Genomic DNA, 25,380 nt, shown 5'->3' with positions numbered 1-25,380 from the left:
TCACGAGCGGGCGATAGTCTGAAGCGGTCAGCGGCACCGCGGGACCCCGTGGTGGCGACCCCGAACGAAACGGAGCGGGTGTGAGCAAGCAGCGTGATTTCGTCCTGCGCACGATCGAGGAACGTAGTGTCCGGTTCGTGCGACTCTGGTTTAGTGACGTTTCGGGGACGTTGAAATCTGTGGCCCTGGCCCCGGCCGAGGTCGAGGGCGCGTTTAGCGAGGGCATTGGATTCGACGGGTCGGCGATTGAGGGACTGACTCGCGCCTACGAATCGGATCTGCTCGCAGTGCCGGATCCGAGCACCTTCCAGCTACTGCCGTGGCGCAGCAAAGAGGCCCCGACGGCCCGGATGTTTTGCGACATTCGGACACCCAACGGGGAACCCGCGGTTGCGGACCCGCGGAACGTACTCAAGCGCACGCTCGCGAACGCGGCGGAGCAAGGCTTCACGTTCTACACGCACCCGGAGATCGAGTTTTACCTCCTGAAGTCGAAGGTCTTTGGTCGTAAGGGGCCGGTGCCTGTGGACCGGGCAGGCTACTTCGACAATGTCCCCGGCGGTACCGCACACGACTTCCGGCGCGAGAGCGTAGCGATGCTCGAGGAGCTCGGTATTTCGGTCGAGTTCAGCCATCACGAGGCAGGCCCTGGCCAGAACGAGATCGACCTGCGCTATGCGGACGCCCTCACGACCGCGGACAACCTGATGACGTTCCGCACCGTGGTCAAAGAAGTTGCGATCGCGCAGGGCGTGCACGCCACGTTTATGCCGAAGCCGCTTGCAGGGCACCCCGGTTCAGGTATGCACACGCATCTCTCGCTGTTCGAAGGTGACACGAACGCGTTCTACGATCCGGGCGCGAAGTACCAGCTGTCGCAGACAGGTCGGCGCTTCGTCGCGGGTCTCCTGCGGCACGCACCCGAGATCACGGCGGTCACCAATCAGTACATCAATTCCTATAAGCGCCTCTGGGGCGGCGATGAGGCCCCCTCGTTCGTGAGCTGGGGACACAACAACCGCTCGGCGCTCGTGCGGGTGCCCATGTACAAGCCCGGAAAGGGCGGGGCCGCCCGCGTGGAATACCGCGCTCTGGACAGCGCCGTAAACCCGTACCTCGGCTTCTCCGTGCTGCTCGCGGCCGGTCTCAAGGGAATCCAGGAGGAGTACGAGCTCCCGCCCGAGGCCGAGAACAACGTCTGGGCGCTGAGCGATGGGGAACGCCGCGCCATGGGCTTTGACCCGCTGCCGACGAGCCTGGACCATGCTCTTGCGGTGATGGAACGCTCCGAACTGGTGGCGGAAACGCTGGGCGAGCAGGTGTTTGCCTACTTCCTGCGCGACAAGCGCCGCGAGGTGGCCGAGTATCGTAGCCAGGTGACGCCGTACGAGCTCACCTCGATGCTTGACACGGTGTGAGCTCCCGCGACCTGATGAGTCCGAACCCGCGCCCATTCTCGCTCGCTGACGCGGCGCGGGTCGGATTCCAGGAGCTCACCGCGTCTCGGGACGCGCTCGCAGAGCTGCTCCCGGATCTCTCCGTGGGGGCCGGCGAGTTATTGCAGGCCTTTACCCTGGCAGCGGATCCGGATGCCGCCCTTGCGCGTATTCGTGAGCTCTGCGAGCGCTACCCTGCGCTCCTGGAGGGTCTCGATGCGGCCAGCTTGGGGCGCCTGTGCCTGCTGGTGGGTGCCTCACCGGCGCTGGGAGATTTCTTTACCCGGCATCCGGAGGGGCTTGTAGACCTGCTCTCCGGTGGCGGAGCGCTGGTACCCGCCGCGCAAGCGCGCGAGGCGCTGCAGACCGCGGTGCACCACCCGGAAACGGGTGAGACGCTCGCGGGCGACGCGGGTTGGACTGCGCTTCGAGTGGCCTACCGGCAGCTCCTCGCCAGCGTGGCGCTCTTCGACATGGAGCGCACTACCGAAGGCCTCGCAGAAGAGGCGTTTGAACACGTCGCGGGATCGCTCTCCGTGCTCGCGGCTGCCGCGGTCGAAGCCTCGTTGACGGTTGCGCGCGCGACCCTCGCCGCCGGGCTCAGCGGTCCTGCCGTCAGACAGGGGCGCTTGGACGCGGTACGGCTCGCCATCGTCGCGATGGGCAAGTGCGGTGCGGAGGAACTGAACGTGGTCTCGGACGTGGACGTCGTGTTCATTGCTGAGAGCGCGGATGACGATGCCCTCGACACGGACGCACTGATCCGGATCGCCACCCGGCTCGCCTCCGAGACAATGCGCGGGATCCACGACCCAGGGATTGAGCCTCCGCTGTGGCAGCTTGACGCGAATCTCCGGCCGGAGGGACGCCACGGTGCCCTTGTCCGGACCCTCGGCTCGATGCTCGCCTACTACGACAGGTGGGCGAAGGGCTGGGAGTTTCAGGCACTCCTGAAGGCGCGTCCGCTGGCGGGAGATCTGGAACTTGGTGCCGCGTTTGTCGACGGCACTCGGGAACTTGTCTGGGCATCCTCCTCGCGTGAGGACTTTGTCGGCTCCGTGCAGCGGATGCGCGAGCGTGTCACCGAGCACATCGACGATGACGACCTCGACGTCCAGCTCAAGCTTGGCCCCGGGGGGCTCCGAGATATCGAGTTCAGTGCGCAGCTGTTGCAGCTGGTGCACGGACAATACGATGACCGCCTCCATGTCGCCGGAACGATTCCCGCGCTGCGCGCACTGGTGAGTGGCGGATATGTGGCTCGGAGCGATGGCGACCGACTCATTGCCGACTACCAGTTTCTCCGGGTGCTGGAGCATCGACTGCAGCTCGAGGGCCTGCGGCGTACCGCGATCATGCCGCTCGATCCCGAGGGGCTGCGAGTGCTGGCGCGCGCGAGCGGACTCGCACCGACAGGTCCGGAGCTGCTCGAAGCCTGGCGACGCACCCAGCGGGAGGTGCGGGAGCTGCACCTCAAGATTTTCTACGCGCCACTTCTGAGCGCTGTGGCTGCCCTTCCCGACGAGGAGTTGGTGCTGGGAAGTGATGAGGCGAGGGCCCGGCTCGCCAGTATCGGCTTCCGTGACCCCGACGGTGCCATGCGGCACCTCTCGGCCCTCATGCGCGGCACCTCTCGGCGGGCACGGATCCATCGTAATCTCCTGCCCGTGCTGCTGCAGTGGCTCGCTGATGGGACTGACCCAGACTATGGTCTCCTCGCCTTCCGTCGGGTGAGCGAGGCGAACACCGACGCGCCGTGGTACCTGCGGCTGCTGCGCGACGGGACCGAGGCGGCGGAGCGGCTGACCCGCGTCCTGTCGTCCTCCCGGTTCGCCGCGGAGCTCCTTGAGACTATTCCCGATGCGGTCGCTTGGCTGGAGCGTGACGAGTTGCTGCGTCCGCTCGGCCTCACGACGCTGCTCGAAGAGATGCGGGCACTCGCGTCCCGGCGCGCCACGATTGACGAGGCAGCCGCGGCACTCCGCACGGTGCACCGGCGGGAAGTGCTGCGCCTTGCCCTGGGGCGACTCACGGGGGTGATCACGGATGGCGATGTAGCGCGGGGGCTCGACTCGGCGCACACCGCCCTACTTGACGGACTCTTGCTTGCGCTCGGGCGCGAGGAAGCGGCAGCCGGGCGTTCGCCTGTCATTGCGTTCTCGCTGATTGGGATGGGTCGCTACGGCGGGGGAGAGATGGGCTTCGCGTCTGACCTCGACGTGATCGCCGTGTATCGTCCCCTCGGCGAGGTGCGCGCCGAAGATGCGAGCCGCGAGGCACTCCGTCGCGTCACCGAGTTGCGCCGACTGGTGTCTGATCCTCGGTTCCCGGTGGACCTCGATTTTGATTTGCGCCCGGAGGGGAAAAATGGGCCCCTCGCACGGAGCCTCGATTCTTCTCGCGCGTACTACGAACGGTGGTCGGTGACCTGGGAGGCACAAGCTTTGCTGCGCGCGCGTCCGGTGGCGGGGGACCCCGAGTTGGGTGCGGACTTCGTGGCGCTTGCGGATGAGATCCGATACCCGGCCGAGTTCCGGGAGGAGCAGGTGCGCGAGATCCGGCGCATGAAGGCCCGTGTCGAAGCGGAACGGCTGCCCCGTGGCGGTGACCGCACTCGCCACCTGAAGCTCGGCCCGGGCGGGGTGAGCGATGTCGAGTGGCTCGTGCAGTTGCTGCAACTGCGGCACGGTGCCGCACACCCCGAACTGCGCACTGTCGCCACCCTTGCTGCGCTCCACGCCGCCGCTCAGTTGGGCTTCATTGAGGCGGAGGACGCCGGGCACCTTGAAGAGTCCTGGCGCTACGCGAGTCGGGTGCGCTCCGCGTTGAAACTCTGGAATGGTCGTTCCTCGGACGCACTCCCGACTGACTGGAGCGAGCTTGAGGGCATCGCAAATGTGCTGGGGTTGCCGCGGGGGAAGACTTCGGAACTCGAGGAGCGCTGGTTTGCGGTATCGCGGCGAGCTCGGGCCGTGGTGGAGCGCGACTTTTTCGGGTACTCCGACGAACCTGAGTACCGAGACGTGCCCTAGTCTCCATTCCTGGTGGCCATTGCCTGTTTTCCCGTCGTTCATTCACGAGGGGTAGCGCAATACGTTATCGAAGCGTAATCTGATCGTTATGCAGTACTTACAAACACTCTTGGAGGCCCTGCTCGCAGAAGACGGGGCTGAGTTCGAGGATGAACTCGAATCCTAGCGCCACCCAGCGCCGCAACAGCGACGTTGCCACCGGGCGGGTCACCGCCCCAGCTGTCTGAATCACCCGAGCGGCCCGGCACCACCCCCGAGAGGGAGAGGTGCCGGGCCGCTCGGCCAGTTACCGGGCAGAAGCTGGCGTCGCCACGCGGGCGATCCTGATGGACTGAGGGGTGTCTGCAACACCAGTGAGTTGGATCCGTGTCTCACTCCCGGAGCTTGGGATCGGGTAGCTCAGCAGTGCCATGTCGGCCGTGCACAGGCCACCCGCGCTGGGGACTACGCGAACTTCGACAGTGATCGATGCTCCCGGACCGGCACTGATGCTGGCTGGGTGCGCTGGGCACGTCGAACTGCTGGGAAGTGTGAGATAGAGCTGCGTATCCCGAACAAACGCCCAGGGGCCGGCCTCAGAACCGGGATTGCTGAGCCCCTGCTCTTTTGCGCTCGGAGAAACCGCGACTGGTTGTGGGGGATCGGCGGGTCCAGCAGGAACGCAGCCCGTGAGCCAGGCCGCTACGCAGAGGATTCCGTGGACCGGGAACCAGCGTCGGAGCAACGGAGTCACAATTTCTGGCATAGCGTACCTCCCGAGTACGTGGTTGTGTGCCCACCCTGCCGGGAGTCTAGGAGCACCACCTCAACACGTTGTCAGGCCGCCAGGAAGACGAAAAAACGACCCGGCTCCTGCAGAATTTGCAGGAGCCGGGTCGTTCTGTGGCGCAATAGGCACCGTGTCCTTAGCGGAGATCCCGCTCAGGGCAAGGGATTAAACGCCGTAGTACAGCTGGAACTCGAACGGGTGCGGGCGCAGCGCCATCGGAGCGATCTCGGTCTCGTTCTTGAGGTCGATCCAGGTCTGGATCAGCTCCTCGGTGAAGACGCCGCCCTCGAGCAGGAAGTCGTGATCCGCCTCGAGTGCCTCGAGTGCTGCTTCGAGCGAGCTCGGCACCTGGGGGATGTTCTTCGCTTCCTCGGGGGGCAGCTCGTAGAGGTCCTTGTCGATGGGCTCCATCGGCTCGATCCGGTTCCGGATCCCGTCGAGGCCAGCCATCAGCTGCGCGGCGAACGCGAGGTACGGGTTCCCGGACGCGTCGGGAGCGCGGAACTCGATGCGCTTTGCCTTCGGGTTCGAGCCCGTCAGCGGGATACGGATCGCGGCCGAACGGTTTCCCGCCGAGTAGGCGAGGTTCACGGGAGCCTCGTAGCCCTTGACGAGACGACGGTAACTGTTGATCGTCGGGTTCGTGAACGCGAGCAGCGCGGGTGCATGGTGCAGGATGCCGCCGATGTACCAGCGCGCGAGGTCAGAGAGCCCGGCGTACCCGTTCTCGTCGTAGAAGAGCGGCTCGCCACCGGCCCACAGTGACATGTGCGTGTGCATGCCCGAGCCGTTGTCACCCAGAACGGGCTTCGGCATGAACGTGGCAGTCTTGCCCCACATCTCAGCGGTGTTCTTCACGATGTACTTGAACTTCAGGACGTCATCGGCCGCGTTCACCATCGTGTCGAAACGGTAGTTGATTTCGGCCTGACCGGGGGCACCCACCTCGTGGTGCGAACGCTCGAGGTGCAGACCCGCTTCGATGAGACGGAGCGAGATATCATCACGCAGATCGGCCTGCTTGTCGACGGGGGAAACCGGGAAGTAGCCGCCCTTTTCCGACGTGGTGTTGCCCAGGTTGCCGCCCTCGTCGGCGCGGCCCGAGTTCCAGTGCGCCTCTTCGGAGTCGATCTCGTAGAAGGTGTGCTGCGGGCTGTTTTCGTAGCGAACCGAATCCAGAATGTAGAACTCGGCCTCGGGGGCGAAGAACGCGGTATCGGCGATTCCGGTCGAGGCGAGGTACTGCTCGGCCTTCTTCGCAACCTGACGCGGGTCCTTCGAGAAGATTTCGCCGGTGCGCGGATTGAAGATATCGCAGATCACGATCAGAGTGCGTTCCATACGGAACTGATCGATGTATGCGGTGGTGACGTCGGGGATGAGCTGCAGATCGGACTCAGCGATGCCCACGAAGCCGCGGATCGAGGAACCGTCGAACATCTGCCCGACCTCGAAGAAATCATCGTCCACGGTGGCCGCAGGGATGTTGAAGTGCTGCTGCACCCCGGGCAGGTCGGTGAACCGGATGTCGACGAACTTGACGTCCGTCTCCTTGATGAAATCGATGACTTCCTGCGGGGTGGTGAACATGCTGCTCCTCATTGCTGGTGTGCCGATCCGGCACCGTTCGCTTGCGTCAAGACTATGCGTGCTGAGTTTCAAAAACGTGATTCGCGTGTTTCACGAGTGTTACAGGATGAATTACCCCCGCACCAGGACAGTTCCGGCGATCTTGTCGTGGAAGCCGCGCTGATCGGAGTCCCAGACGAGCAGCGGGATAACGAGGCACAGCAGTCCCGTGCGGACAATGGGCCGCCAAAAACCGACCCAGCCGCCCGCGATCGGAACGACACGCAGCCCCAGGAGCCGGTGGCCGATCGAGCCGCCGATCGTGGGGATGAAGATGATCTGGATCAGCGCGAAGAACACGAGATTCCACACGCTCGCGTTCGGGCCGCCAATGAGCATAAAGGCGGGCAGTGCCGCCAGGCCCCAGTCCACAAACAGGGCGAGGAAGCGACGGCCAATCCGCCCAACCGAGCGCGGCCCGGACTCTGGGAGTCCGAGCCGTTCGCCAGGCCAGGCGCTGGGTTCGAGATCGCCGAACCGCTGCGGCTTGGAAGTTGCCATCGCCTAGCGGGGGCGCTGCGGGCGGACGCGGTTCGGATCCATGCCCTTCGGGATCCCCACCGGGGTGGCCTGCAGCGAGGAGAGACGGTTGTAGACCGCCGCGACCTCGTTGCGGTTGAGCTTCGGCTTGAGCTTGACAAGTGTTTTGGAAAGCTGGGGGAGCGGGACGCCATCGCCGTCCGGCCCGACGTACAGGTGCACAACCTCGACGTTGCGCAGCGCACGCTTCAGCTTGCGCTCTTCTTCAGCGGCCATGCGCTGTGTGCGGCTGCGCGAGCCCTCGGAGATCAGGACGACGCCGCCGCGGCCCACAACGCGGTACACCGCGTCCTGGTTCTTGTTGATCGCGATCGGCACCTCGGAGCCGCGCCACGAGCGACGCAGTGCACCCTGCACCACGGCACCGACGGCCCCGGGTCGACCCTCAATCTGCTGGTACGCCATCTTCTCCGCGCGGCGACCGAGCACGATCATTGCGAGGAGCAGACCGACAAGCAGGCCCGTCAAGGGCCAGAGGACCCAGCCGAACCAGCTTCCCGGGATCAGCCACGCGAGCAACACCGAGACCACGACGGGTGCGATGAACACGAGCAGCAGCACCCAGGGGAGATTCCGGTCATGGACCTTCGTGGTCCGATAGACCTCAATCATCTGCTTGATGCGGCCGTTCCGCTTCACCTTCTCTGCCATGTCACCTAGAGTATCGCGTCTGCCGGGTGTCCTGGGACGCCCGGTGCACATGGGCCCGCCGCTGTTCGCTCACAGCGGGGTGATTCGCGCGGAATCGATGGAACTCTGTGGATAGATCGAGGTGTTCGGGAGACCTTTGCACGCCGGTGCAAGGCTGCTTTGCAGAGAGAGGCGGTGCTGCATGCACGCACGAACGAACGAGCCCAGGCGATGGGCCCGATCACGATTTCCATCCCGTTCCACAGTGGTGTTCCCTGGCGCCGCGGCGCAGCTCGCCCGGGAACTTGAAGAGCTCGGCGAACATGGGATCGCGGCCCGAAGCGCCGGGGCGTGTCTGGAAATAGTGAGCGGGCATACGGGGCACCGGCACGACGCGGGATGTGCGGCGCTGGGCGTCTCCCTGTCACGAATCTCGCGTCAGCTTCGCGCTTCCCGGCATTCGGGTGCGGCGAGCCTGTTGCAGGACGCCGTTGACGAAGCGATGGGGGAGCTCGGTGATGGGGTGTTCGACTGGTTCCCCGACGGTGCGCGAGATGCCTGGCGGGCGGCAATTCGGAGCCGGATCAGGCCGGGGGACGGGCGAAGCCGGTGACGGGCGCTGTGCCTGCCAGAATCGACGGAGGCCGTGGCTGCTCGAGTGAGCAGCCACGGCCTCCGGTCAATGGGAGTTCGGGTTAGTACCCGAGGTTCCCTGCGAAGTCGCCGCCTTCGAGGCGCGTGCGCACCTGGGTGAGGAAGCGCGCCGCGTCAGCGCCGTCGACGATTCGGTGATCGTAGGAGAGCGCCAGGTACACGGTGGAGCGGACGGCGATCGCGTCGCCTTCCGGGCCGGAAACGATCACGGGCTTCTTCACGACCGCGCCGGTGCCGAGGATGGCAACCTGCGGGAGGAACACGAGCGGCGTGTCGAACAGCGCGCCGCGCGATCCGGTGTTCGTGAGGGTGAAGGTGCCCCCGCTGAGCTCGTCCGGCGTGAGCTTGTTGTCACGCGTGCGCTGCGCCAGATCCGCGATCTCGTTCGAGATCTGCGCGAGGTTCTTCTCACCTGCGGTGCGCAGCACCGGGGTCAGGAGTCCACGCTCAGTGTCGACCGCAATGCTGATGTTCTCGGTGTCGGGGTAGACGATCTGGTCGCCCTCTACCGTCGCATTGATGATCGGGTACGTGCGAAGCGCCTCGGCGGCGGCCAGTGCGAAGAACGGCAGGAAGGAAAGCTTCGAGCCGGTCTTGGCGAGGAACTCGTCCTTCTTTGCCTGACGGAACTGCGCCACCTTCGTGACGTCAACCTCGACGACGGTGGTCAGCTGCGCCGTGCCCTGCAGTGATGCGACAGCGCGCTCCGCGATGACCTTGCGAAGGCGACTCATCTTCTGCGTCGTCCCGCGCAGCGGTGAGACCTCGGCGACGGGTGCCGCTGCGGCCGGGGTCGATGCCGAAGTGGCTGCGGTGGCGGGAGCCGCGGCAAGCACGTCTTCCTTGCGGATACGCCCGCCCACACCGGTTCCGGTGATGCCTGCGAGGTCGACACCACGCTCGTGAGCAAGTTTGCGCACGATCGGGGTGACGTAGCCGGGGACCGAAGCTGCTGCAGGAGCAGGAGCAGGAGCAGGAGCAGGTGCAGGTGCAGGTGCAGGTGCAGCAGCAGCCGGTGCGGGGGCGGCTGCGGGAGCCGGTGCGGCTTCGGGAGCCGGTGCAGCGGGAGCCGGTGCAGCGACGGGCGCGGCTGCTGGAGCCGGTGCGGCGGCTGCGGGAGCCGGCGCCGCAGCGGGCGCTGCCGGAGCGGAACCCGAGCCGATGCGTGCCAGCGCTGCGCCGACCTCGACCGTTTCGTCTTCCTGCACCAGGATCTCCTGGAGCACACCAGCAATAGGCGACGGCACCTCGGTGTCGACCTTGTCCGTCGATACCTCGAGCAGCGGCTCGTCGACCTCAACGGTGTCGCCGATGTTCTTGAGCCAGCGCGTCACAGTGCCTTCGGTGATGCTCTCGCCGAGCGACGGGAGAACCACATCCTCGCCACCGCCAGCCGGTGCCGCAGCGGGCGCTTCGGCGGCGGGTACAGCAGCCGGGGCGGCGGCGGGTGCCGGAGCAGCAGCCGGGGCGGCGGGGGCTTCGGCCTGCGCGGGCGCAGCGGGCGCCGCGGCAGCGGGCGCAGTTGCGCCGTCACCAACAATCGCCAGAACCGCGCCGACCTCGGCGGTCTCGTCCTCAGGGACGAGGATTTCCTGAATTACGCCAGCAACGGGGGAGGGGATCTCCGTGTCGACCTTGTCGGTCGAGACTTCGAGCAGCGGCTCGTCGACCTCAACGGTGTCGCCCACGTTCTTGAGCCAACGAGTCACCGTCCCCTCGGTTACACTCTCGCCCAGTGCGGGGAGGACCACCGATTCACTCATCGTGCATTTCTCCGTTTCGTTACGTGTCTGTGTGTGCCGCTGCGACTAGATCGCGTGGAGCGGCTTGCCGGCGAGCTTCAGCATGGTCTCGCCGATGGTCTCGTTCTGCGTCGGGTGTGCGTGGATGAAGGGTGCCACGTCCTCCGGGTAGGCTTCCCAATTCACGATCAGCTGCGCCTCGCCGACGAGCTCGCCGACTCGTGCGCCAATCATGTGCACTCCCACGACGGGACCGTCGACGACCCGAACAGCCTTCACGGTGCCCGCGGTGCCGAGGATTGAGCTCTTCGCGTTGCCTGCGAGGTTGTACTCGTAGCTCGTCACGTTCGCGTCGCCGTACTTTTCCTTGGCCTTCGCCTCGGTGAGGCCGACGGATGCGATCTCGGGGTCGCAGTAGGTGACCTTCGGAATGTTGACGTCCTCAACGATCACGGGTGCGAGACCCGCAATCTCTTCGGCCACGAAGACACCCTGCTGGTAGCCGCGGTGCGCAAGCTGCAGGCCGGGGACGATGTCTCCCACGGCGTACACGCCGGGAACGTTTGTCGCGAGCCGCTCGTTCGTGAGCACAAAGCCGCGATCCATTTCGATTCCGACCTCCTCGTAGCCGAGGCCCTGCGTCGACGGGCCGCGGCCCACAGCGACGAGCAGGTAGTCCGCGGTCACGACGGTGCCGTCTTCGAGGTTCACGGTGACGCTGTTCGCGTCCTGCGTGACCGACTGGAAACGAACGCCAAGCTTGTAGTCGATCCCGCGCTTGCGGAATGCGCGCTCGAGCTGCTTCGAGATTGATTCTTCTTCGTTCGGGACGAGGTGGGGCAGGCCCTCAATAATCGTGACCTCGGAACCGAACGAGCGCCAGACGCTTGCAAACTCGACGCCGATCACGCCGCCACCCAGGACCGCAACGCGCCCCGGGACTTCCTGGAGCTCAAGTGCATGCTCGCTCGTGATGACGCGGCCGCCGATCTCGAGGCCCGGAAGTGAGCGGGAATATGAGCCCGACGCAAGCACGACGTGCTGACCAACGATCCGGTCTTCGCCGACCTGGACCGTGTTCGCCGCAACCAGGCGGCCTTCGCCCTCGATTACGGTGATCTTGTTCGCCTTCAGTAGGCCCTGCAGGCCCTTATGCTTGCCTGCGACAAGGTTCTCCCGGTAACTATTTACCTTGGCGATGTCAACGCCGGCAACGGAAGACAGGATGCCGTACGACTCGCCACTGCGTGCAACATCTGCGATCTCGGCAGCGTGCAGAAGCGCCTTCGTTGGGACGCAACCGCGGTGCAAGCAGGTGCCGCCGAGTTTGTCCTTTTCGATCACTGCGGCGCTGAGCCCAAGCTGCGTAGCGCGGATCGCGGTGGCGTATCCGGCGCTGCCGCCGCCCAGGACGACGATGTCAAACTGCTGTTCGGCCAAGTGGGGTCTCCCTCGGTGTGTGCGCAATGGTGATGGCCGTCCGCGCATGAGCGGGCGTACCCTTCCCAACCCTACACCCGCGATGTCGGAAAGTGAGGGGGCCAGCGACGGGGCGTCGCGCCCGGTGATCCGGCACTCCCGGGGCTCAGGGTGTGGAATAGGGGGTTCGCTGCGGGCGTGACCCGATCCCCCTATTCTTGCGCCCGGTTTCGTAGAATAGGGAGCGTGACTGAATCGATTTTTTCCGCCGAATACGCCGAGCGTCGTGCGACCGTGCCGCGGGGCCTCCCGCTGATCGTCGCGATGCAGGGGTTGACCGATGCCGGAAACGCGATTTCGCAGTTGGAGGAGTATCTGTGGCGGCGGTACTCGCCGGAGGAGATCCTCCGCTTCAACGCGGATATGCTCCTGGACTACCGTGCTCGCCGCCCGATCATCACGTTCCAAGAGGATCACTTCACGGACTACTCGCCGGAGGAGCTCAGTTTGAGCCTCGGCCGCGATGAGTTCGGCTCGCCGTTCCTGTTGCTCAGCGGCTACGAGCCCGACTTCCGCTGGGAGCACTTCATCGACACAGTGCTGCTCTTGGTGCATGAGTTCGAGGTGTCAATCACTGTGTGGTCGCACGCCATCCCGATGCCCGTGCCACACACGCGGCCGCTGTCTGTGACGGTGAGCGGATCTCGTGATGATCTGATCGAGGCGAAGTCGGTGTGGCGCCCGACCACAAAGCTCTCTGCCTCTGCCGCACATGTCTTGGAGTACCGACTCCACAGTCTGGGCGAGGAAGTGGCCGGCTTTGCGCTCCTCATCCCGCATTACCTTGCGAACACCGAGTACCCCGAGGCGCTACGGGTGGCGCTCGACGGCATTATGTCGGCGACGGGACTGATCCTTGCGACGGACGAGGTGCGCGACGCGGCTCGCCGATTTGATGCGCAGCTCGACTCCCAGCTCGCGGAAAACACTGAGTCGCTCGAGATGGTGCGCACGCTTGAGCACCGGTACGACGCCTATATGGAGGATAAGACCACGCGGTCGCCGCTCATGAGTGAGGACGGCTCTATCCCAACGGCAGATCAGATCGCGAGCGAGCTGGAGCGCTTCCTCGCAGAGCAGCAGTCTGACGGAGAACCGGAATCGGGCGAGTTCCCCGGCGCATAGATCAGGCACTCGCGGCGCGCGGATGCCGGTGATGGTCAGGTTCCCCCGCCCGATCATGCAATAATAGAAGGGACCAACCCATTCAATTCGAGTTGATTTCCCCGTGTGGGAAATCGTTCGGGCTTGACATGGGTTTTCATGCTGTGAGCACTCGGCGGCGTTTCGTCGGCGACACAGCGCGACATTTCGAAAGAGAGAGGCGGCTGCGTGGCAACTGCATCCACCCCCAAGGCTCGTGCAAGCTCCACCGGTGCGAAGGCGGCTGACGATGCCGCTGTCGCAACGGCAGAGGCTGCCGAGGTAACAACGGACACTCCCGCGAAGGCAACGAAGCCAGCCGCGAAGAAGGCTCCGGCCAAGAAGGCTGCCCCGAAGAAGGCCGCCGACGAACCAGCGAAGGCTCCTGCGGCGAAGAAAGCTGCCGCGAAGAAGCCCATAACGAAGCGCGCTGCCGCGAAGAAGGCAGCGGATGCGGAGTACGAGGACGACGAGCCTGAGGTCGAGGAGGTGCCTGAGGACGAGAAGCCGGCACCGACGATCACGGAGCCGCTGCCTACCGGTGCCATCGTGCTGAAGGCGAGCGAGGAAGAAGACGTCCCGACCGTCACAACGCTGATCCCTGGCGCGACCGCGGATCCGGTGAAGGACTACCTGAAGCAGATCGGTAAGGTCGCCCTGCTGAACGCGGCCGAAGAGGTCGAGCTTGCCATGCGGATCGAGGCGGGCTTGTTCGCCGAGGAGAAGCTGGGCACTGAGAAGGGCCTGCCCAAGAAGCTTGAGCGTGAGCTCAAGTGGGTTGCCCGCGACGGTCAGCGCGCCAAGAGTCACCTGCTGGGTGCCAACTTGCGCCTTGTCGTGTCGCTCGCGAAGCGCTACACCGGACGTGGCATGCAGTTCCTGGATTTGATCCAGGAGGGCAACCTTGGCCTCATCCGCGCGGTTGAGAAGTTCGACTACACCAAGGGCTTCAAGTTCTCGACCTACGCCACCTGGTGGATCCGCCAGGCGATCACGCGTGCCATGGCCGATCAGGCGCGTACGATCCGTATCCCCGTTCACATGGTTGAGGTCATTAATAAGCTGGCCCGTGTGCAGCGGCAGATGCTCCAGGATCTGGGCCGCGAGCCCACCCCCGAGGAGTTGAGCCGCGAGCTCGACATGACCCCTGAGAAGGTCATTGAGGTCCAGAAGTACGGCCGCGAACCGATCTCACTGCACACGCCCCTGGGCGAGGACGGCGACAGCGAGTTCGGCGACCTGATCGAGGACACCGAAGCTGTGGTACCCGCGGACGCCGTGGGCTTCACGATGCTGCAGCAGCAGCTCGAGCAGCTCCTCGACTCCTTGTCCGAGCGTGAGGCCGGCGTGATCCGGATGCGCTTTGGTTTGGGCGATGGCATGCCGAAGACGCTGGATCAGATCGGCGACACCTTCGGGGTGACCCGTGAGCGGATCCGTCAGATCGAGTCGAAGACGATGGCGAAGCTTCGCCACCCGTCTCGCAGCCAGCAGCTGCGTGACTACCTCGAGTAGGCCGTCGCGCACGCTCTTGAGTCGCGCTTAAACAGTAGGGCCTCCGGACAGTGTTGCTGTCCGGGGGCCCTACTGTTTAAGTTAGAAACTCTAGCCGTCACGCCCGGTCACGGTGATATCGGCGCCTGCAACTGAAATCAAGGGAAGCGAGATCGACTGTTTGAAGATCGACTCGTAGCTCTGAACGCCGAGCGAAGACCCAACAAAGGTGATGATGTCATCTTCGAGGAGACGCTGGTTCGGCTCGCCGGTGACACTGACAAGAATCGGATCCTTCCAGAAGACCCGTGAATAGCCAGGGTCCTTGGTCATAGAAACTCGGTACGTGCCAGATCCTGCGTCTTGGATAATCTTCCCTTCAAACTGAAAGTACGATCCCATCACGCTGTCGCCGGCCCGAAAGAGGTCCTCGAACGTCGTGGGAATGGCTGCCGCCTTCTTAGCGGCGAGCGCAGCGAGCCGTTCGGCCTCGGCCACAGCGCGTGCTTGTTCCTCGCGTGCTGACTCGATCGTGTCGATTGCGGTCTGAAGGTCCGCGGCACCCATGTCGAGGCTCTCCGCTGCTGACGTGAGGGCGCTAGTGTTTCGTTGGAGCTCGGCGCTTGAGGAACCTTCAACTTCCAGAAGCTCGGTTTTCAAAAGCCGCTCCCGCTCGGACGCAAGAATGAACGCACCTTGGAGTGAATCGATGACGCGCTCTCCGTCGGCTTCGCTTGCACCAAGGTCTTTAGGGGATGTTTCCTCTACGAGTTGCTCTACATGAAGTTTCGTAGTGCTGAACTCTTCGGAAGCGTTCGAGAATCTGGAACTCGCTTCAGCGTGATGCGCTTCGATCTCAGCGCGTTCCTCTTGCACGCGTTGAATTGTCGTCGAGGTGACGATGGCTCCTGCGGCGAGTAGCACTGCGCCAAGTCCTGCTATCACAGCAATTCCTATGCGACGTGGCATGCCCCAGAGCTTCTGTCGAGCCGGAGTGTTCTTCTGGCTCTTGGCAGGAGTGGTGGTTTCTCCCGCTAGCGGCAGCTTGTCCTCGGGAGCATCTCCGCTCACGAGCGTGCTTGGATGTCCCGGTTCGGATTCGATCCGCGGGGGCTCGGTGCCCGTCGAGTTTGACTCTGGATCCGGAGGGTTTGTTTCCTTGGTGGTAGTCACGCAAATCCTTTTACTTAACCTATGCAAACCTCTCAATTCTATCTGCATTCATGCCAGCGCCTCCTGCGGTCCCCGAAGTGCTTCTTGGGCCACAACGAAGAGAGTCCCTCTACCGCATCGCGGCAGAGGGACTCTCTTGGAAATAGGCTGTGCGCGTAGGCTACGCGTTCAGTCGGTGGCTCTCGTCGTGCCAGGACTCCGCCATGGGGCGAAGCTTGGCCTCGTGCTTGTTTGCGTGGTGTGCGCAGAATAGCAATTCGCTTCCGCTCAGCGTCGCGCGCACATACGCCTGTGCGCCGCAGCTATCACAGCGGTCAAGTGCGCTGAGCGGACGTTCCGCGGTAGCGACCGTGGTGGTCTGATCCTGCTCGATAGTTGTCATGGCGACCTCCCGTCCATCTTTCGTTCAGTTGCCTCTATCCAAACACGTTCTCCTCTGGAATGCCCCATTGTGGGGTGCCGGGTTCGCTCACCGCGTACCGATTTCGCATACTCCCGCCACGCTTTGCGCCTGCACGGTGCGGGACGCGGGCAATGTCGGTGGCCTGGAATAGGGTAGGGGGGTCAGTAAACAGAGGGGACCCCAGCACGTGGCGACGCAGAAATCAACCGGGAAGCCCGCGGAGTCGAGCTATTCCGCGCGTCATCTCACCGTTCTCGAGGGGCTCGAGGCGGTGCGGAAGCGTCCCGGTATGTACATTGGCACGACCGACTCGCGTGGCCTGATGCACTGTCTGTGGGAGATCATCGACAACTCGGTCGATGAGGCCCTCGCGGGGCACGGGACCGACATCGGCATTACCCTGCACGCCGATGGGAGCGTGACGGTTGCCGACAACGGGCGTGGTGTCCCTGTCGATATTGAGCCGAAGAGCGGTCTGTCCGGCGTGGAGCTTGTATTCACCAAGCTGCACGCCGGCGGCAAGTTTGGTGGTGGGGGATATGCGTCCTCTGGCGGCCTGCACGGCGTGGGCGCCTCGGTCGTGAACGCGCTCTCCTCCCGGCTTGATGTCGAGGTGGACCGCGATGGCAAGACCTGGGCGATGTCGTTCCGTCACGGTGAACCCGGCCTCTTCGCGGGGGAAGGCCCAGATAGCCCGTTCACACCGTTTGAGGACTCGTCCGAGCTGCGGGTCGTCGGTAAGGTCAAAAAAGGCGTCACCGGCACTCGAGTGCGCTACTGGGCGGATCCCCAGATCTTCCTCGCAACCGCGCGCTTCGAGCCGGAGTCATTGACCGCCCGCGCGCGCCAGACCGCGTTCCTCGTTCCGGGGCTCGCCATTGAGATCACGGATGCGCGGGCGGACTCGCTCGACGATACCGGCGCACCGCAGATCCACCGCTTCGAGTACGAGGGTGGCCTCACGGAGTTTGTTGAGTTCCTCGCGGTCGACGCCCCGCTCACCGAGACCTGGCGCGTGACCGACTCGGGAACCTTCACGGAGACGGTGCCCGTCATGGACGAGGAGACCGGCCATCTGGTGTCCCGTGAAGTGCAACGCGAGTGCGAAGTCGACATTGCCCTTCGGTGGGGGACCGGCTACGACACCGCCGTCCAGAGCTTCGTCAACATCATCGCGACGCCGAAGGGCGGCACCCACCTCACCGGTTTCGAACAGGGCCTCACGAAATTCTTCCGGAAGCAGATTGAGACAAACGCCCGCAAGTTGAAGGCAGGCAGCGACAAGCCAGAAAAGGACGACATCCTGACGGGCCTCACCGCCGTGGTTACGGTGCGCGTGCCTGAGCCGCAGTTTGAGGGCCAGACCAAGGAAGTGCTCGGCACCGCGGCCGTGCGTCAGATTGTTTCCAAGGCGTTGACCACAGGCCTCACTGAACGCTTCGAATCCACCAAGAAGCAGGACAAAGCCGAGACCGGTGCCCTGCTCGAAAAGATGGTGTCGGAGATGAAGGCCCGGATCGCTCTGCGGGCTCAGCGAGACACCGCACGGCGCAAGAGCTCCCTCGAGAGCTCCTCGCTACCCGCGAAACTGATCGACTGCCGATCAAAGAACGTGGCGGAGACCGAAATCTTCATCGTCGAGGGTGACAGCGCGCTCGGGACGGCGAGACCAGCCCGGGACAGCGAGTTCCAAGCGCTGCTCCCGATCCGAGGAAAAATCCTGAACGTGCAGAAGGCCTCCGTCGCCGAAATGCTGAGCAACGTCGAGTGCGGGGCGATCATTAAGGTGATCGGTGCGGGATCAGGCCGCGATTTCGACCTGGACTCCGCCCGCTACGGCAAAGTGATTCTGATGAGCGACGCCGACGTCGATGGCGCGCACATCCGCACCCTCCTCCTCACCCTGTTCTTCCGGTACATGCGTCCCATGCTTGAGGCGGGACGCGTCTACGCTGCGGTGCCGCCGCTGCATCGCGTGATCGTGCAAAACTCGGGGCGTAAGCCGAATGACGTCATCTACACCTACAGTGAGCGCGAGCTGAACACACTGCTTGCTGATCTGCGCAAGCGCGGCAAGAAGTATCAGGAACCGATCCAGCGCTACAAAGGTCTCGGTGAGATGGACGCGGATCAGCTGGCGGAGACGACGATGGATCGCGAGCATCGGACCCTGCGGCGCGTGCGCGTTGAGGACGCTCACGCCGCCTCCCAGGTATTCGAGTTGCTCATGGGCAACGAAGTTGCGCCACGCAAGGAATTCATCATCGAGAACGCGGACGATCTAGATCGCGAGCGCATCGACGCTTAGCTTGGCCGTGTGCTGTTAGGCTCGTCCTGACAGTGTCTAGGGTTCCGGGGCTTTGTGCCTGACTGGTCCGAGCGACACCACGCCGCATTTCCTGATGTGGCGTCATCTGAACGGACAAAAGCCTGGAGGAACCCGTTCGTCGTGCCTGCGGCGAGCAGAAGGTTCCCCGCATGTCGCTCACCGCGCTCCTCCTCGTCCTGACCGCCGCCGTCGCTCACGCGGCCTGGAATATCATCGCTCACGGCGCAAGCCGATCTGGCGTCCCGTTCCTGTGGTGGGCTTCGCTCGGCTCTGCGGCGCTCTGGGCCGGGCTGATCCCGTTCACTGGTGGGCTCGGGGACGCGAGCCCCGGGGCAATGCTGCTGGGCATCGCGGTGTCGAGTGTGCTGCACGTCGGCTACATGCTCGTGCTCCAGCGCGGGTACCTGCGTGGTGAGCTCTCGACGGTCTACGCGACCGCGCGCGGTTCTGGCCCCCTCCTGGCCGTGCTTGTGGCGGTGCTTGTGCTCGGGGAGCGGCCCGGTACCGTTGCGCTTGTCGGGATTGGTGTGCTGCTTGCGGGCGTGGTGGGGTTCGGGCTCATCGGGCGGAGTACGCCGCGGCGGGAGAGTGCCGGGCGCGGAACCCCGGATCGCCGTGGGCGGTGGCGCCGGATCGACCCCTCAATCGGGTACGGCCTGCTCACGGGTACCGCGATCGCGGCCTATACGTTGTGGGACACCTTTGTCGTGACTGAGTTCGGTGTGAGCCCCGTAGCGTTCATGGTGGGATGTGCGCTGGGCGAGATTCCCTTCTTGACCCTGGCATTGTTCCGGCGCGGAGACAACGGTCGAGCGGACCGTGGACTGAGCAGGCTGCTTCCGGAACTCCGTGGGAACTGGCGCGCGCTGTTGGCGTTTGGCGTGTTGTCGCCGCTGTCCTACATCCTGGTGTTGACCGCCGTGACGATCGCCCCCGTGTCTCTCGTTGCCCCCGTCCGTGAAGTCAGCGTGATCCTTGTGGGGCTCTACGGGGTGTGGCGATTCCGTGATTCCCGGCCGGTACTGCGTATTCTCGCCGCGGTTGTGGTCGTGGCTGGCGTGCTACTGATCGGCTTGTAGCGCTGGGGCGACGCTGTGTTTTGACTGGGGTGCGTGCCTCGCACGCACCCCAGCCCGATGATCGACTACGGTGCCTCACCGATGTACGCGGCCGCGCCGTCGATGGGCTGCCCGGAGCCGTCGCGCTTGCCGAGTTCGCTCGGAAGCTTGCGCGCGGTCCCGTCTGCCGCCAGCGCGCGTGGTTCGCCGGTGCCCACCCAGGCACAAGCGATCTGGTCTTCCCATTTGAGGAAGCGCTGGATCCTGACGCCACCGGTTGCGCGACCCTTCGGTGGGATCTCTGCCCAGTCGGTGATTTTGGCCGTTGCCACGTCGGTGCCGGGGAGCGTGATCGAGCTGTCGGCGATTGTCACGACCCGCGCCTCAGCCTCTGCCGGAACTGCCCCCGCGAACACAACACGCGCGTCCGCGCCCAGCCGAATCCCGGTCATGCCGGCGGCGGGGCGGCCCTGCGGCCGCACCGATCCAGCGTCGAAACGCAGCAGTTGCGCATCGCTCGTCACGATCGCGAACTCGGTGTCGTCCGGCGCGGGGAACGCGGCAAGCAGTGTGTCGCCCGCCTTCAGCCCAATCACCTCGAACGAGGGCTTCGCGGGAAGCTCGGTCAGCACGACGCGCTTCACGGTTCCCTGCACCGTCGCGAGCCCAATGGGCAGCTCCTTGTTGAGGGGCACGATGCCGACAACGCGGAGCTTCTTATCTGTGATCCCGAGGTACTCGAGCAGCTTCATGCCCGCCGAGAACGCGATGCTGGCGGCCGGCACGATCGGGAGGTCGACGGGGGTGAACCGGTGGAGCGTGCCGTCGGAGAGCACCGCGCCGAATTCTCCGCGCACCGTTCCCTCCGCACTCGACATGACCGCGCCATGCTTGGTCGCCCGAGAGACTCCACGCGGGGACTCCGGCGCTTCGGGGTCGCGGTCCACGCGGAGCGCGCGGCCGGTCGCCGAGAGTAGCACCGTGCACGGCGAATCTGCGACCTGGAGCGACGCTGACGCAGCCGCGGCTCGGGTGGGCCGGATCACGGCACCGGTGAGCAGTGTGCGTCGGGGCGTGCCCCAAGCCACAGCGGCCTGATCCAGCTCGTCAGAGACTACCTTCCGGAGCCGTGCATCGCTCCCCAGAATCTCGAGCAGTTGTGCAATCTCCGCGTTGAGCTCGTCTCGTTCTGATTCGAGCTCGACCCGCGAGAACTTCGTGAGCCGCCGTAGGCGGAGCTCAAGAATGTATTCGGCTTGCGCTTCCGACAGATCGAACACCTGCATGAGGCGAGTGCGAGCGGTCTCAGAGTCGTCGCTCGTGCGGATCAGCTGGATGACCTCATCGATGTCGAGGATCGCGATCAGTAGACCCTCGACGAGGTGGAGGCGATCCCGGCGCTTCGCGAGTCGATGCTGCGAACGGCGCGTGATCACGGAAATCCGGTGATCGAGGAACACGCGCAGCATCTCCCGCAGCCCGAGGGTCTGCGGTTGGCCCTGCACCAGTGCCACGGAGTTGATGCTGAACGAGTCTTCGAGCGGCGTGTACCGGTACAGCTGTTCGAGCACCGCCTCGGGGGCGAAGCCAGTCTTGAGCGTGATGACCAGGCGCAGGCCATTCTTGCGGTCCGTGAGGTCCGCAACGTCGGAGATCCCCGAGAGCTTCTTCGCCTCGACACCCTGCTTGATCTTTTCGATCACACGCTCGGGGCCCACGAGGTAGGGGAGCTCCGTGACAATGAGCCCCGTGCGGCGGGGCCCCAACTGTTCAACGGCAACCTTGGCGCGGGTGCGGAATGCGCCGCGCCCTGTCCGGTACGCGTCCTTCACTCCGTCAAGCCCCACGATTGTTCCGCCGCCGGGCAGATCCGGGCCCGGGATGAACTCCATGAGCTCCTCGACAGTGGCCTTCGGGTTGTGCAGCAGATGTTTCGCACCGTCGACAACCTCAATGAGGTTGTGCGGGGCGAGGTTTGTTGCCATCCCCACCGCGATTCCACTCGCGCCGTTGACCAGCAGGTTCGGTATTGCCGAAGGGAGGACTTCGGGCTGCATCAGCTGGTTGTCGTAGTTCGGCACGAAGTCGACGACGTCCTCGTGCAGCGAATCGGTCATCGCGAGGGCTGACCCCGCGAGCCGGGCCTCCGTGTACCGGGAGGCGGCGGGGCCGTCGTCCAGCGAACCAAAGTTGCCGTGGCCGTCGACGAGTGGCAGGCGCATGTTGAAGCTCTGCGCCATGCGCACCAGAGCATCGTAGATTGACGAGTCGCCGTGCGGGTGTAGCTTTCCCATCACTTCGCCGACGACACGCGCCGACTTCACGTGGCCCTTATCGGGTCGCAGACCCATGTCGTCCATCATGTAGAGGATGCGGCGCTGCACCGGCTTCAGCCCGTCACGGGCATCGGGCAGGGCGCGCGAGTAGATCACGGAGTAGGCGTACTCGAGGAACGAACCCTCCATCTCTTGGGAGATGTCGATGTCCTCGATGCGTTCACCGGCGATCTCGTGGGGTGCACGGGGCGATTCGGTCATAATGGAGATCATGCTACCGACAGCTGCCGACAACGGCGCGAGGCTTGCCGCGATTCTGCCAAGCGGCATCGCCGCCGTCGCCCAAGGGCTCGGCCACGACCCCTCAGAAACTCTCGCCGCCGCGTTCGCGGGTGGCCCTCACGCGCACACCGCGGATCCGGCGCGCTTTGCGACGTTCCCAAACGATGCACTCCCGGCGCTGCAGTCATTCGTGTTGATTGTCGTTGACGGGCTGGGGCACGCGAACCTCCGCGCACGCAAGGGGCACGCCCCCACCCTCTCGTCTCTCCCGCAGCGCCGGATCGAGACCGTGGCACCGTCCACAACCGGGGCCGCGCTCACCACGATCACCACGGGCCGGCTTCCTGGCGAACACGGGCTCGTCGGGTATCGCATTCGTCACCCGCGACTCGGTCTCGTGACGACGCTGAGCGAGTGGGATCACATCCCGGATCGTCGATCCTGGCAGCTCGCGGAGCCGTTGTTCCCGCTCGCCCGGAAACTGGGCGCACGCACGATCACGATTGGTCGGCCTGCGCACGCTCACGGAGGCCTGACGGAGGCGATTCTGAGCGGTGCTGAGTATCTGGCCGGGCAGCGGATCGACGACCGCTTCGCGCTCGCCTCGCAGGCACTCCGCACCGGCGACCCCACGGTGATGTATCTCTACGTCGACGAACTCGACCGTGCAGCCCACGAGTACGGCTGGGAAAGCCAAGAATGGGTGCGGCGGCTCGAACAGTTTGACTCCGCGCTCGATGGATTCCTGCGGACCTTGCCAGGGAACGTGGGTGTCGCGATTACCGCGGATCACGGCATCGTGGACGTTGCTCCCACTCAGCACGTGCTGCTCGACTCCGCGCCTGAGCTACTCGAAGGCGTGGCGCTTGTGGGTGGGGAACCGCGATTTCGCTCACTCTACCTCGACCCGGCGATCGACCCTGCAACGGTTCGGGACCGCTGGGCCGCAGCGGAACAGGAGCGCGCCTGGGTCTTTACGCGGGACGACGCGATCGCGGCTGGACTGTTCGGGCCGATGTCCGAAGGCGTAGCCGAGCGTCTCGGCGATGTGATGATCGCCGCACGGAAACGTGTGGCCTACACGCTGAGCACAGACGATGCGGGCGCGCACGTAATGATCGGCCAGCACGGTTCGTTCAGCGACGAGGAACGCGGAGTGCCGCTGGCACTCGGCGGCACACTCGCGGGGAGCGGTTTCGCCTCCGTGGTCGCCGCGGTCGCGGCGGCCTCCTAACTCGGGTCGTCGTCGCTGCGGGTGCCGAAGAGGATGTCGTCCCAGCTGGGGATCGACGCACGGCCCTTCTTTGTGGGCTTCCCCGCGGGCTCTTCGGTGTTCGCCGGTGTCGCCGGGGTTGCTGGTGATGGCTCATCCGCCGGAGGAACCGCCCGAAACTTTGGAGCCGCAGGGGCGCCGGGGCCTGGTACGGGCTTGGTGTCGCTCGATCCGAGCTGTTCCGAAGGGGCTTGGGGGACACGGGTCACCGGAGCCGTGTCTCGCCCCCGCGATCCGAGGGGCGGGGCGGAACCGCTCACCCCGCTCGCACCCCAAATGCTGCGAGCGCGCGCGCCCGGCGTCGGCTCGGCGGGAGAATCGCTCGGAGCCTCGCTCGGGGCAGTCGCTGCCGTGGAAGCATTGTCGCTCATGGGTGAGGCTGCGGACTGCTCGTCCGAGGGCGTCAGGTCAGCGAGTGCGGCGGCACGGTGTTCCTGATCGCGTTCGCCACGGCGCCGGCGGAGTGCGTCGAGCAGGTCTGCGGTTTGACTCAGATCAACAGGCTGCGTCTCGTTGGTCTTGATCGCACGCTGATCGATCTCGCGGCGGCGCTCATAGACCGCATCCGCGCTCTCGGGGGTCGGCTCTGCGGTGGCCTGAGAAGTGGGTTCTTCGGCGGTATCTGCCTGCTGCTCGGGTGAACCGGACGCGGCGGCGGCCGTACTCGCCGCTTCCTCCGTTTCGAACGCGCCGGAGTCGAAGCGGGTCGACCCATCGCCGGTGTCGACGGCGCGAAGCTTGGGGATCAAACGGTCTCCCACGTCGCCCTGCTTCGACAGCGTGACCGCGTCGGAGGTGATCGGGGAGAGCGTGCCCTTGCGATGCTCGAAGGACCAGACGGCCCTGTGGGCAACGTCCCGGGAGATGAATTCCAAGCTGACCATCCAGCCGGCCTCTTCGTCGCGCCAGGAGGCCCACTCGCTCGCGTCCGCCCCCAGGGTGATGAGGCGTTCCTGGATGACCGCGCCGAAGCGTTCCTCGGTGTCGGTGTGCGCTTCGGTGCGCACGGGGACAGCCTGCGCGCGCTCGAGGATGTATCGCCGCTCAGCCAGAACGGGCTCCTCGTAGCGCTCAACGTCGACCTCTTCGAGTCCGGTCTCCGCCATCACCTGCGCTCTGGTCTTCCCTGCGCGGATCAGCGCCTGAATCTCGCGGGGCCGCACCTTCCCGGCGGGCCGCTCGCGGCGACTGAGCGAGCGGAGTTCGCTGAGCACCGCATCGTCGACGACGAGTCGGAACTCCTGGTCGGCATCGTTTGCGACGATGAGGGTCTGATCCTCGCGTCGCACAAAGCGCAATTCATCCATGGGCGCATCCCTTCCTCGCTCGCGAACTAGGGTGGCACATCTCTCCCATGCGGCGTTGGATTGACGCGGCGCGGGAGAAACTTCGCGTGCTGACAGTTCGCGTACAGAGAACTCCCCGGTCTAGAGTTTGCGCGAACGGGCACTCTTGCGGCAGACTGTGGCCGCTCGATGGTTGAGGTGCCGACACACGGCACGAGATTGCAGGAGAGAATGGCCACTGATTACGACGCCCCCAGGAAGTCCGAAGAGGAAGCCGACTCCATTGAGGCTCTGAAAGAGCGCGGCCCCGCAAAGGGCGCATCTGGCCTTGATTCAGAGGACGCGGACAACCCCAGTTTCGACCTGGGCGGATCGGACCTGTCCGATGTTGAACTGGACGTTGTTGTCCTCCCGCAGCAGGATGATGAGTTTACGTGTGTGAACTGCTTCTTGGTGCGGCACCGGTCCCAGATGGACCACCAGACGGATCTCGGTCCGATCTGCGCAGAATGCTCCTAGGGAAGACGCGAAGCGTCTGACCGCATTCTGCGGTCGCGCCACCGCGCGAGGAATGCTCCTAGGGAAGACGCGAAGCGTCTGACCGCATTCTGCGGTCGCGCCACCGCGCGAGCAATGCTCCTAGGGAAGACGCGAAGCGTCTGACCGCATTCTGCGGTCGCGCCACCGCGCGAGGAATGCTCCTAGGGAAGACGCGAAGCGTCTGACCGCATTCTGCGGTCGCGCCACCGCGC

The 25,380-nt window shown here is 64.9% G+C and carries 18 protein-coding genes; 9 read left to right on the top strand and 9 right to left on the bottom strand.

Annotated features, from left to right (window positions below; all coding sequences use genetic code 11):
• The first annotated feature begins 80 nt into the window (after window positions 1-80).
• Together glnA (FM113_RS01345) and FM113_RS01340 are read left to right on the top strand one after the other, a co-directional pair.
• Window positions 81-1,418, top strand: coding sequence for a type I glutamate--ammonia ligase (glnA, locus tag FM113_RS01345; protein WP_087010696.1), 1,338 nt, complete (start codon window positions 81-83; stop codon window positions 1,416-1,418).
• 14 nt (window positions 1,419-1,432) lie between these two features.
• Complete coding sequence (locus FM113_RS01340) at window positions 1,433-4,468, top strand: bifunctional [glutamine synthetase] adenylyltransferase/[glutamine synthetase]-adenylyl-L-tyrosine phosphorylase (RefSeq protein ID WP_087010779.1); 3,036 nt, start codon at window positions 1,433-1,435, stop codon at window positions 4,466-4,468.
• Window positions 4,469-5,402: 934 nt separating this feature from the next.
• On the opposite strand, the gene glnA (FM113_RS01335) is transcribed toward FM113_RS01340, so the two are convergent.
• From glnA (FM113_RS01335) to FM113_RS01325, 3 genes are all read right to left on the bottom strand, one after another.
• The gene (gene glnA, locus FM113_RS01335) at window positions 5,403-6,827 is read right to left on the bottom strand and encodes a type I glutamate--ammonia ligase (RefSeq protein WP_087010694.1); all 1,425 of its coding nucleotides are present in this window, start codon (window positions 6,825-6,827) and stop codon (window positions 5,403-5,405) included.
• A gap of 111 nt (window positions 6,828-6,938) precedes the next feature.
• A complete protein-coding gene (locus FM113_RS01330) occupies window positions 6,939-7,367 on the bottom strand; it encodes an RDD family protein (RefSeq protein ID WP_087010692.1) in 429 nt (142 codons plus the stop codon).
• 3 nt (window positions 7,368-7,370) lie between these two features.
• Window positions 7,371-8,057, bottom strand: a complete 687-nt coding sequence (locus FM113_RS01325; protein ID WP_087010690.1) for a DUF4191 domain-containing protein — start codon at window positions 8,055-8,057, stop codon at window positions 7,371-7,373.
• 244 nt (window positions 8,058-8,301) lie between these two features.
• On the opposite strand from FM113_RS01325, the gene FM113_RS01320 reads away from it, so the two are divergent.
• Window positions 8,302-8,649, top strand: coding sequence for a hypothetical protein (locus tag FM113_RS01320; RefSeq protein ID WP_087010688.1), 348 nt, complete (start codon window positions 8,302-8,304; stop codon window positions 8,647-8,649).
• 82 nt (window positions 8,650-8,731) lie between these two features.
• Here the strand turns inward: FM113_RS01320 and sucB are convergent, their stop codons facing one another.
• Window positions 8,732-10,453 carry a 2-oxoglutarate dehydrogenase, E2 component, dihydrolipoamide succinyltransferase gene (gene sucB, locus FM113_RS01315; protein ID WP_087010686.1) on the bottom strand — a complete coding sequence of 574 codons (1,722 nt, stop codon included), beginning with the start codon at window positions 10,451-10,453 and terminating at the stop codon, window positions 8,732-8,734.
• A 45-nt stretch (window positions 10,454-10,498) separates the two neighbouring features.
• Window positions 10,499-11,872 (bottom strand): dihydrolipoyl dehydrogenase, encoded by a 1,374-nt coding sequence (lpdA, locus tag FM113_RS01310; RefSeq protein WP_087010684.1) that lies wholly within the window; start codon window positions 11,870-11,872, stop codon window positions 10,499-10,501.
• Window positions 11,873-12,097: 225 nt separating this feature from the next.
• On the opposite strand from lpdA, the gene FM113_RS01305 reads away from it, so the two are divergent.
• A complete protein-coding gene (locus FM113_RS01305; protein ID WP_176387030.1) occupies window positions 12,098-13,036 on the top strand; it encodes a proteasome assembly chaperone family protein in 939 nt (312 codons plus the stop codon).
• Window positions 13,037-13,243: 207 nt separating this feature from the next.
• A complete protein-coding gene (locus tag FM113_RS01300) occupies window positions 13,244-14,569 on the top strand; it encodes an RNA polymerase sigma factor (RefSeq protein WP_087010682.1) in 1,326 nt (441 codons plus the stop codon).
• Between the two features lie 90 nt (window positions 14,570-14,659).
• Here FM113_RS01300 and FM113_RS01295 read toward each other — a convergent pair whose 3' ends face one another.
• Window positions 14,660-15,769, bottom strand: coding sequence for a hypothetical protein (locus FM113_RS01295; RefSeq protein WP_140393259.1), 1,110 nt, complete (start codon window positions 15,767-15,769; stop codon window positions 14,660-14,662).
• A gap of 112 nt (window positions 15,770-15,881) precedes the next feature.
• Window positions 15,882-16,103: a hypothetical protein gene (locus FM113_RS01290; protein WP_087010679.1), complete on the bottom strand. Its 222-nt coding sequence runs from the start codon at window positions 16,101-16,103 to the stop codon at window positions 15,882-15,884.
• Between the two features lie 208 nt (window positions 16,104-16,311).
• On the opposite strand from FM113_RS01290, the gene FM113_RS01285 reads away from it, so the two are divergent.
• Window positions 16,312-18,432, top strand: coding sequence for a type IIA DNA topoisomerase subunit B (locus FM113_RS01285; protein ID WP_087010678.1), 2,121 nt, complete (start codon window positions 16,312-16,314; stop codon window positions 18,430-18,432).
• Window positions 18,433-18,602: 170 nt separating this feature from the next.
• Window positions 18,603-19,532 (top strand): EamA family transporter, encoded by a 930-nt coding sequence (locus tag FM113_RS01280; RefSeq protein WP_087010676.1) that lies wholly within the window; start codon window positions 18,603-18,605, stop codon window positions 19,530-19,532.
• Window positions 19,533-19,597: 65 nt separating this feature from the next.
• Here FM113_RS01280 and FM113_RS01275 read toward each other — a convergent pair whose 3' ends face one another.
• Window positions 19,598-22,048, bottom strand: a complete 2,451-nt coding sequence (locus tag FM113_RS01275; protein WP_087010674.1) for a DNA topoisomerase (ATP-hydrolyzing) subunit A — start codon at window positions 22,046-22,048, stop codon at window positions 19,598-19,600.
• Window positions 22,049-22,058: 10 nt separating this feature from the next.
• Between FM113_RS01275 and FM113_RS01270 the strand changes: the two genes are divergently transcribed.
• Window positions 22,059-23,303, top strand: a complete 1,245-nt coding sequence (locus FM113_RS01270) for an alkaline phosphatase family protein (RefSeq protein ID WP_087010775.1) — start codon at window positions 22,059-22,061, stop codon at window positions 23,301-23,303.
• Here FM113_RS01270 and sepH read toward each other — a convergent pair.
• On the bottom strand, window positions 23,300-24,649 hold the full coding sequence (sepH, locus tag FM113_RS01265) for a septation protein SepH (RefSeq protein ID WP_087010672.1): 1,350 nt from the start codon (window positions 24,647-24,649) through the stop codon (window positions 23,300-23,302). The two genes, FM113_RS01270 and sepH, sit on opposite strands and share 4 nt — an antisense overlap.
• A 210-nt stretch (window positions 24,650-24,859) precedes the next feature.
• On the opposite strand from sepH, the gene FM113_RS01260 reads away from it, so the two are divergent.
• A complete protein-coding gene (locus tag FM113_RS01260; RefSeq protein WP_087010670.1) occupies window positions 24,860-25,147 on the top strand; it encodes a DUF4193 domain-containing protein in 288 nt (95 codons plus the stop codon).
• Window positions 25,148-25,380: the final 233 nt, after the last annotated feature.

It is taken from the genome of Leucobacter sp. 7(1), assembly GCF_900163635.1.
In the GTDB taxonomy this organism is placed as follows: domain Bacteria; phylum Actinomycetota; class Actinomycetes; order Actinomycetales; family Microbacteriaceae; genus Leucobacter.
This window is presented reverse-complemented; position numbering and strand designations above follow the sequence as displayed.

Bases quoted from the DNA above. Each gene is read 5' to 3' on its own strand.
- FM113_RS01340 (WP_087010779.1), top strand. From the start codon at position 1,433: ATGAGTCCGAACCCGCGCCCATTCTCGCTCGCTGACGCGGCGCGGGTC.
- glnA (WP_087010694.1), bottom strand. From the start codon at position 6,827: ATGTTCACCACCCCGCAGGAAGTCATCGATTTCATCAAGGAGACGGAC.
- FM113_RS01330 (WP_087010692.1), bottom strand. From the start codon at position 7,367: ATGGCAACTTCCAAGCCGCAGCGGTTCGGCGATCTCGAACCCAGCGCC.
- FM113_RS01325 (WP_087010690.1), bottom strand. From the start codon at position 8,057: ATGGCAGAGAAGGTGAAGCGGAACGGCCGCATCAAGCAGATGATTGAG.
- sucB (WP_087010686.1), bottom strand. From the start codon at position 10,453: ATGAGTGAATCGGTGGTCCTCCCCGCACTGGGCGAGAGTGTAACCGAG.
- FM113_RS01295 (WP_140393259.1), bottom strand. From the start codon at position 15,769: ATGCAGATAGAATTGAGAGGTTTGCATAGGTTAAGTAAAAGGATTTGC.
- FM113_RS01290 (WP_087010679.1), bottom strand. From the start codon at position 16,103: ATGACAACTATCGAGCAGGATCAGACCACCACGGTCGCTACCGCGGAA.
- FM113_RS01280 (WP_087010676.1), top strand. From the start codon at position 18,603: ATGTCGCTCACCGCGCTCCTCCTCGTCCTGACCGCCGCCGTCGCTCAC.
- FM113_RS01275 (WP_087010674.1), bottom strand. From the start codon at position 22,048: ATGACCGAATCGCCCCGTGCACCCCACGAGATCGCCGGTGAACGCATC.
- FM113_RS01270 (WP_087010775.1), top strand. From the start codon at position 22,059: ATGCTACCGACAGCTGCCGACAACGGCGCGAGGCTTGCCGCGATTCTG.
- sepH (WP_087010672.1), bottom strand. From the start codon at position 24,649: ATGGATGAATTGCGCTTTGTGCGACGCGAGGATCAGACCCTCATCGTC.
- FM113_RS01260 (WP_087010670.1), top strand. From the start codon at position 24,860: ATGGCCACTGATTACGACGCCCCCAGGAAGTCCGAAGAGGAAGCCGAC.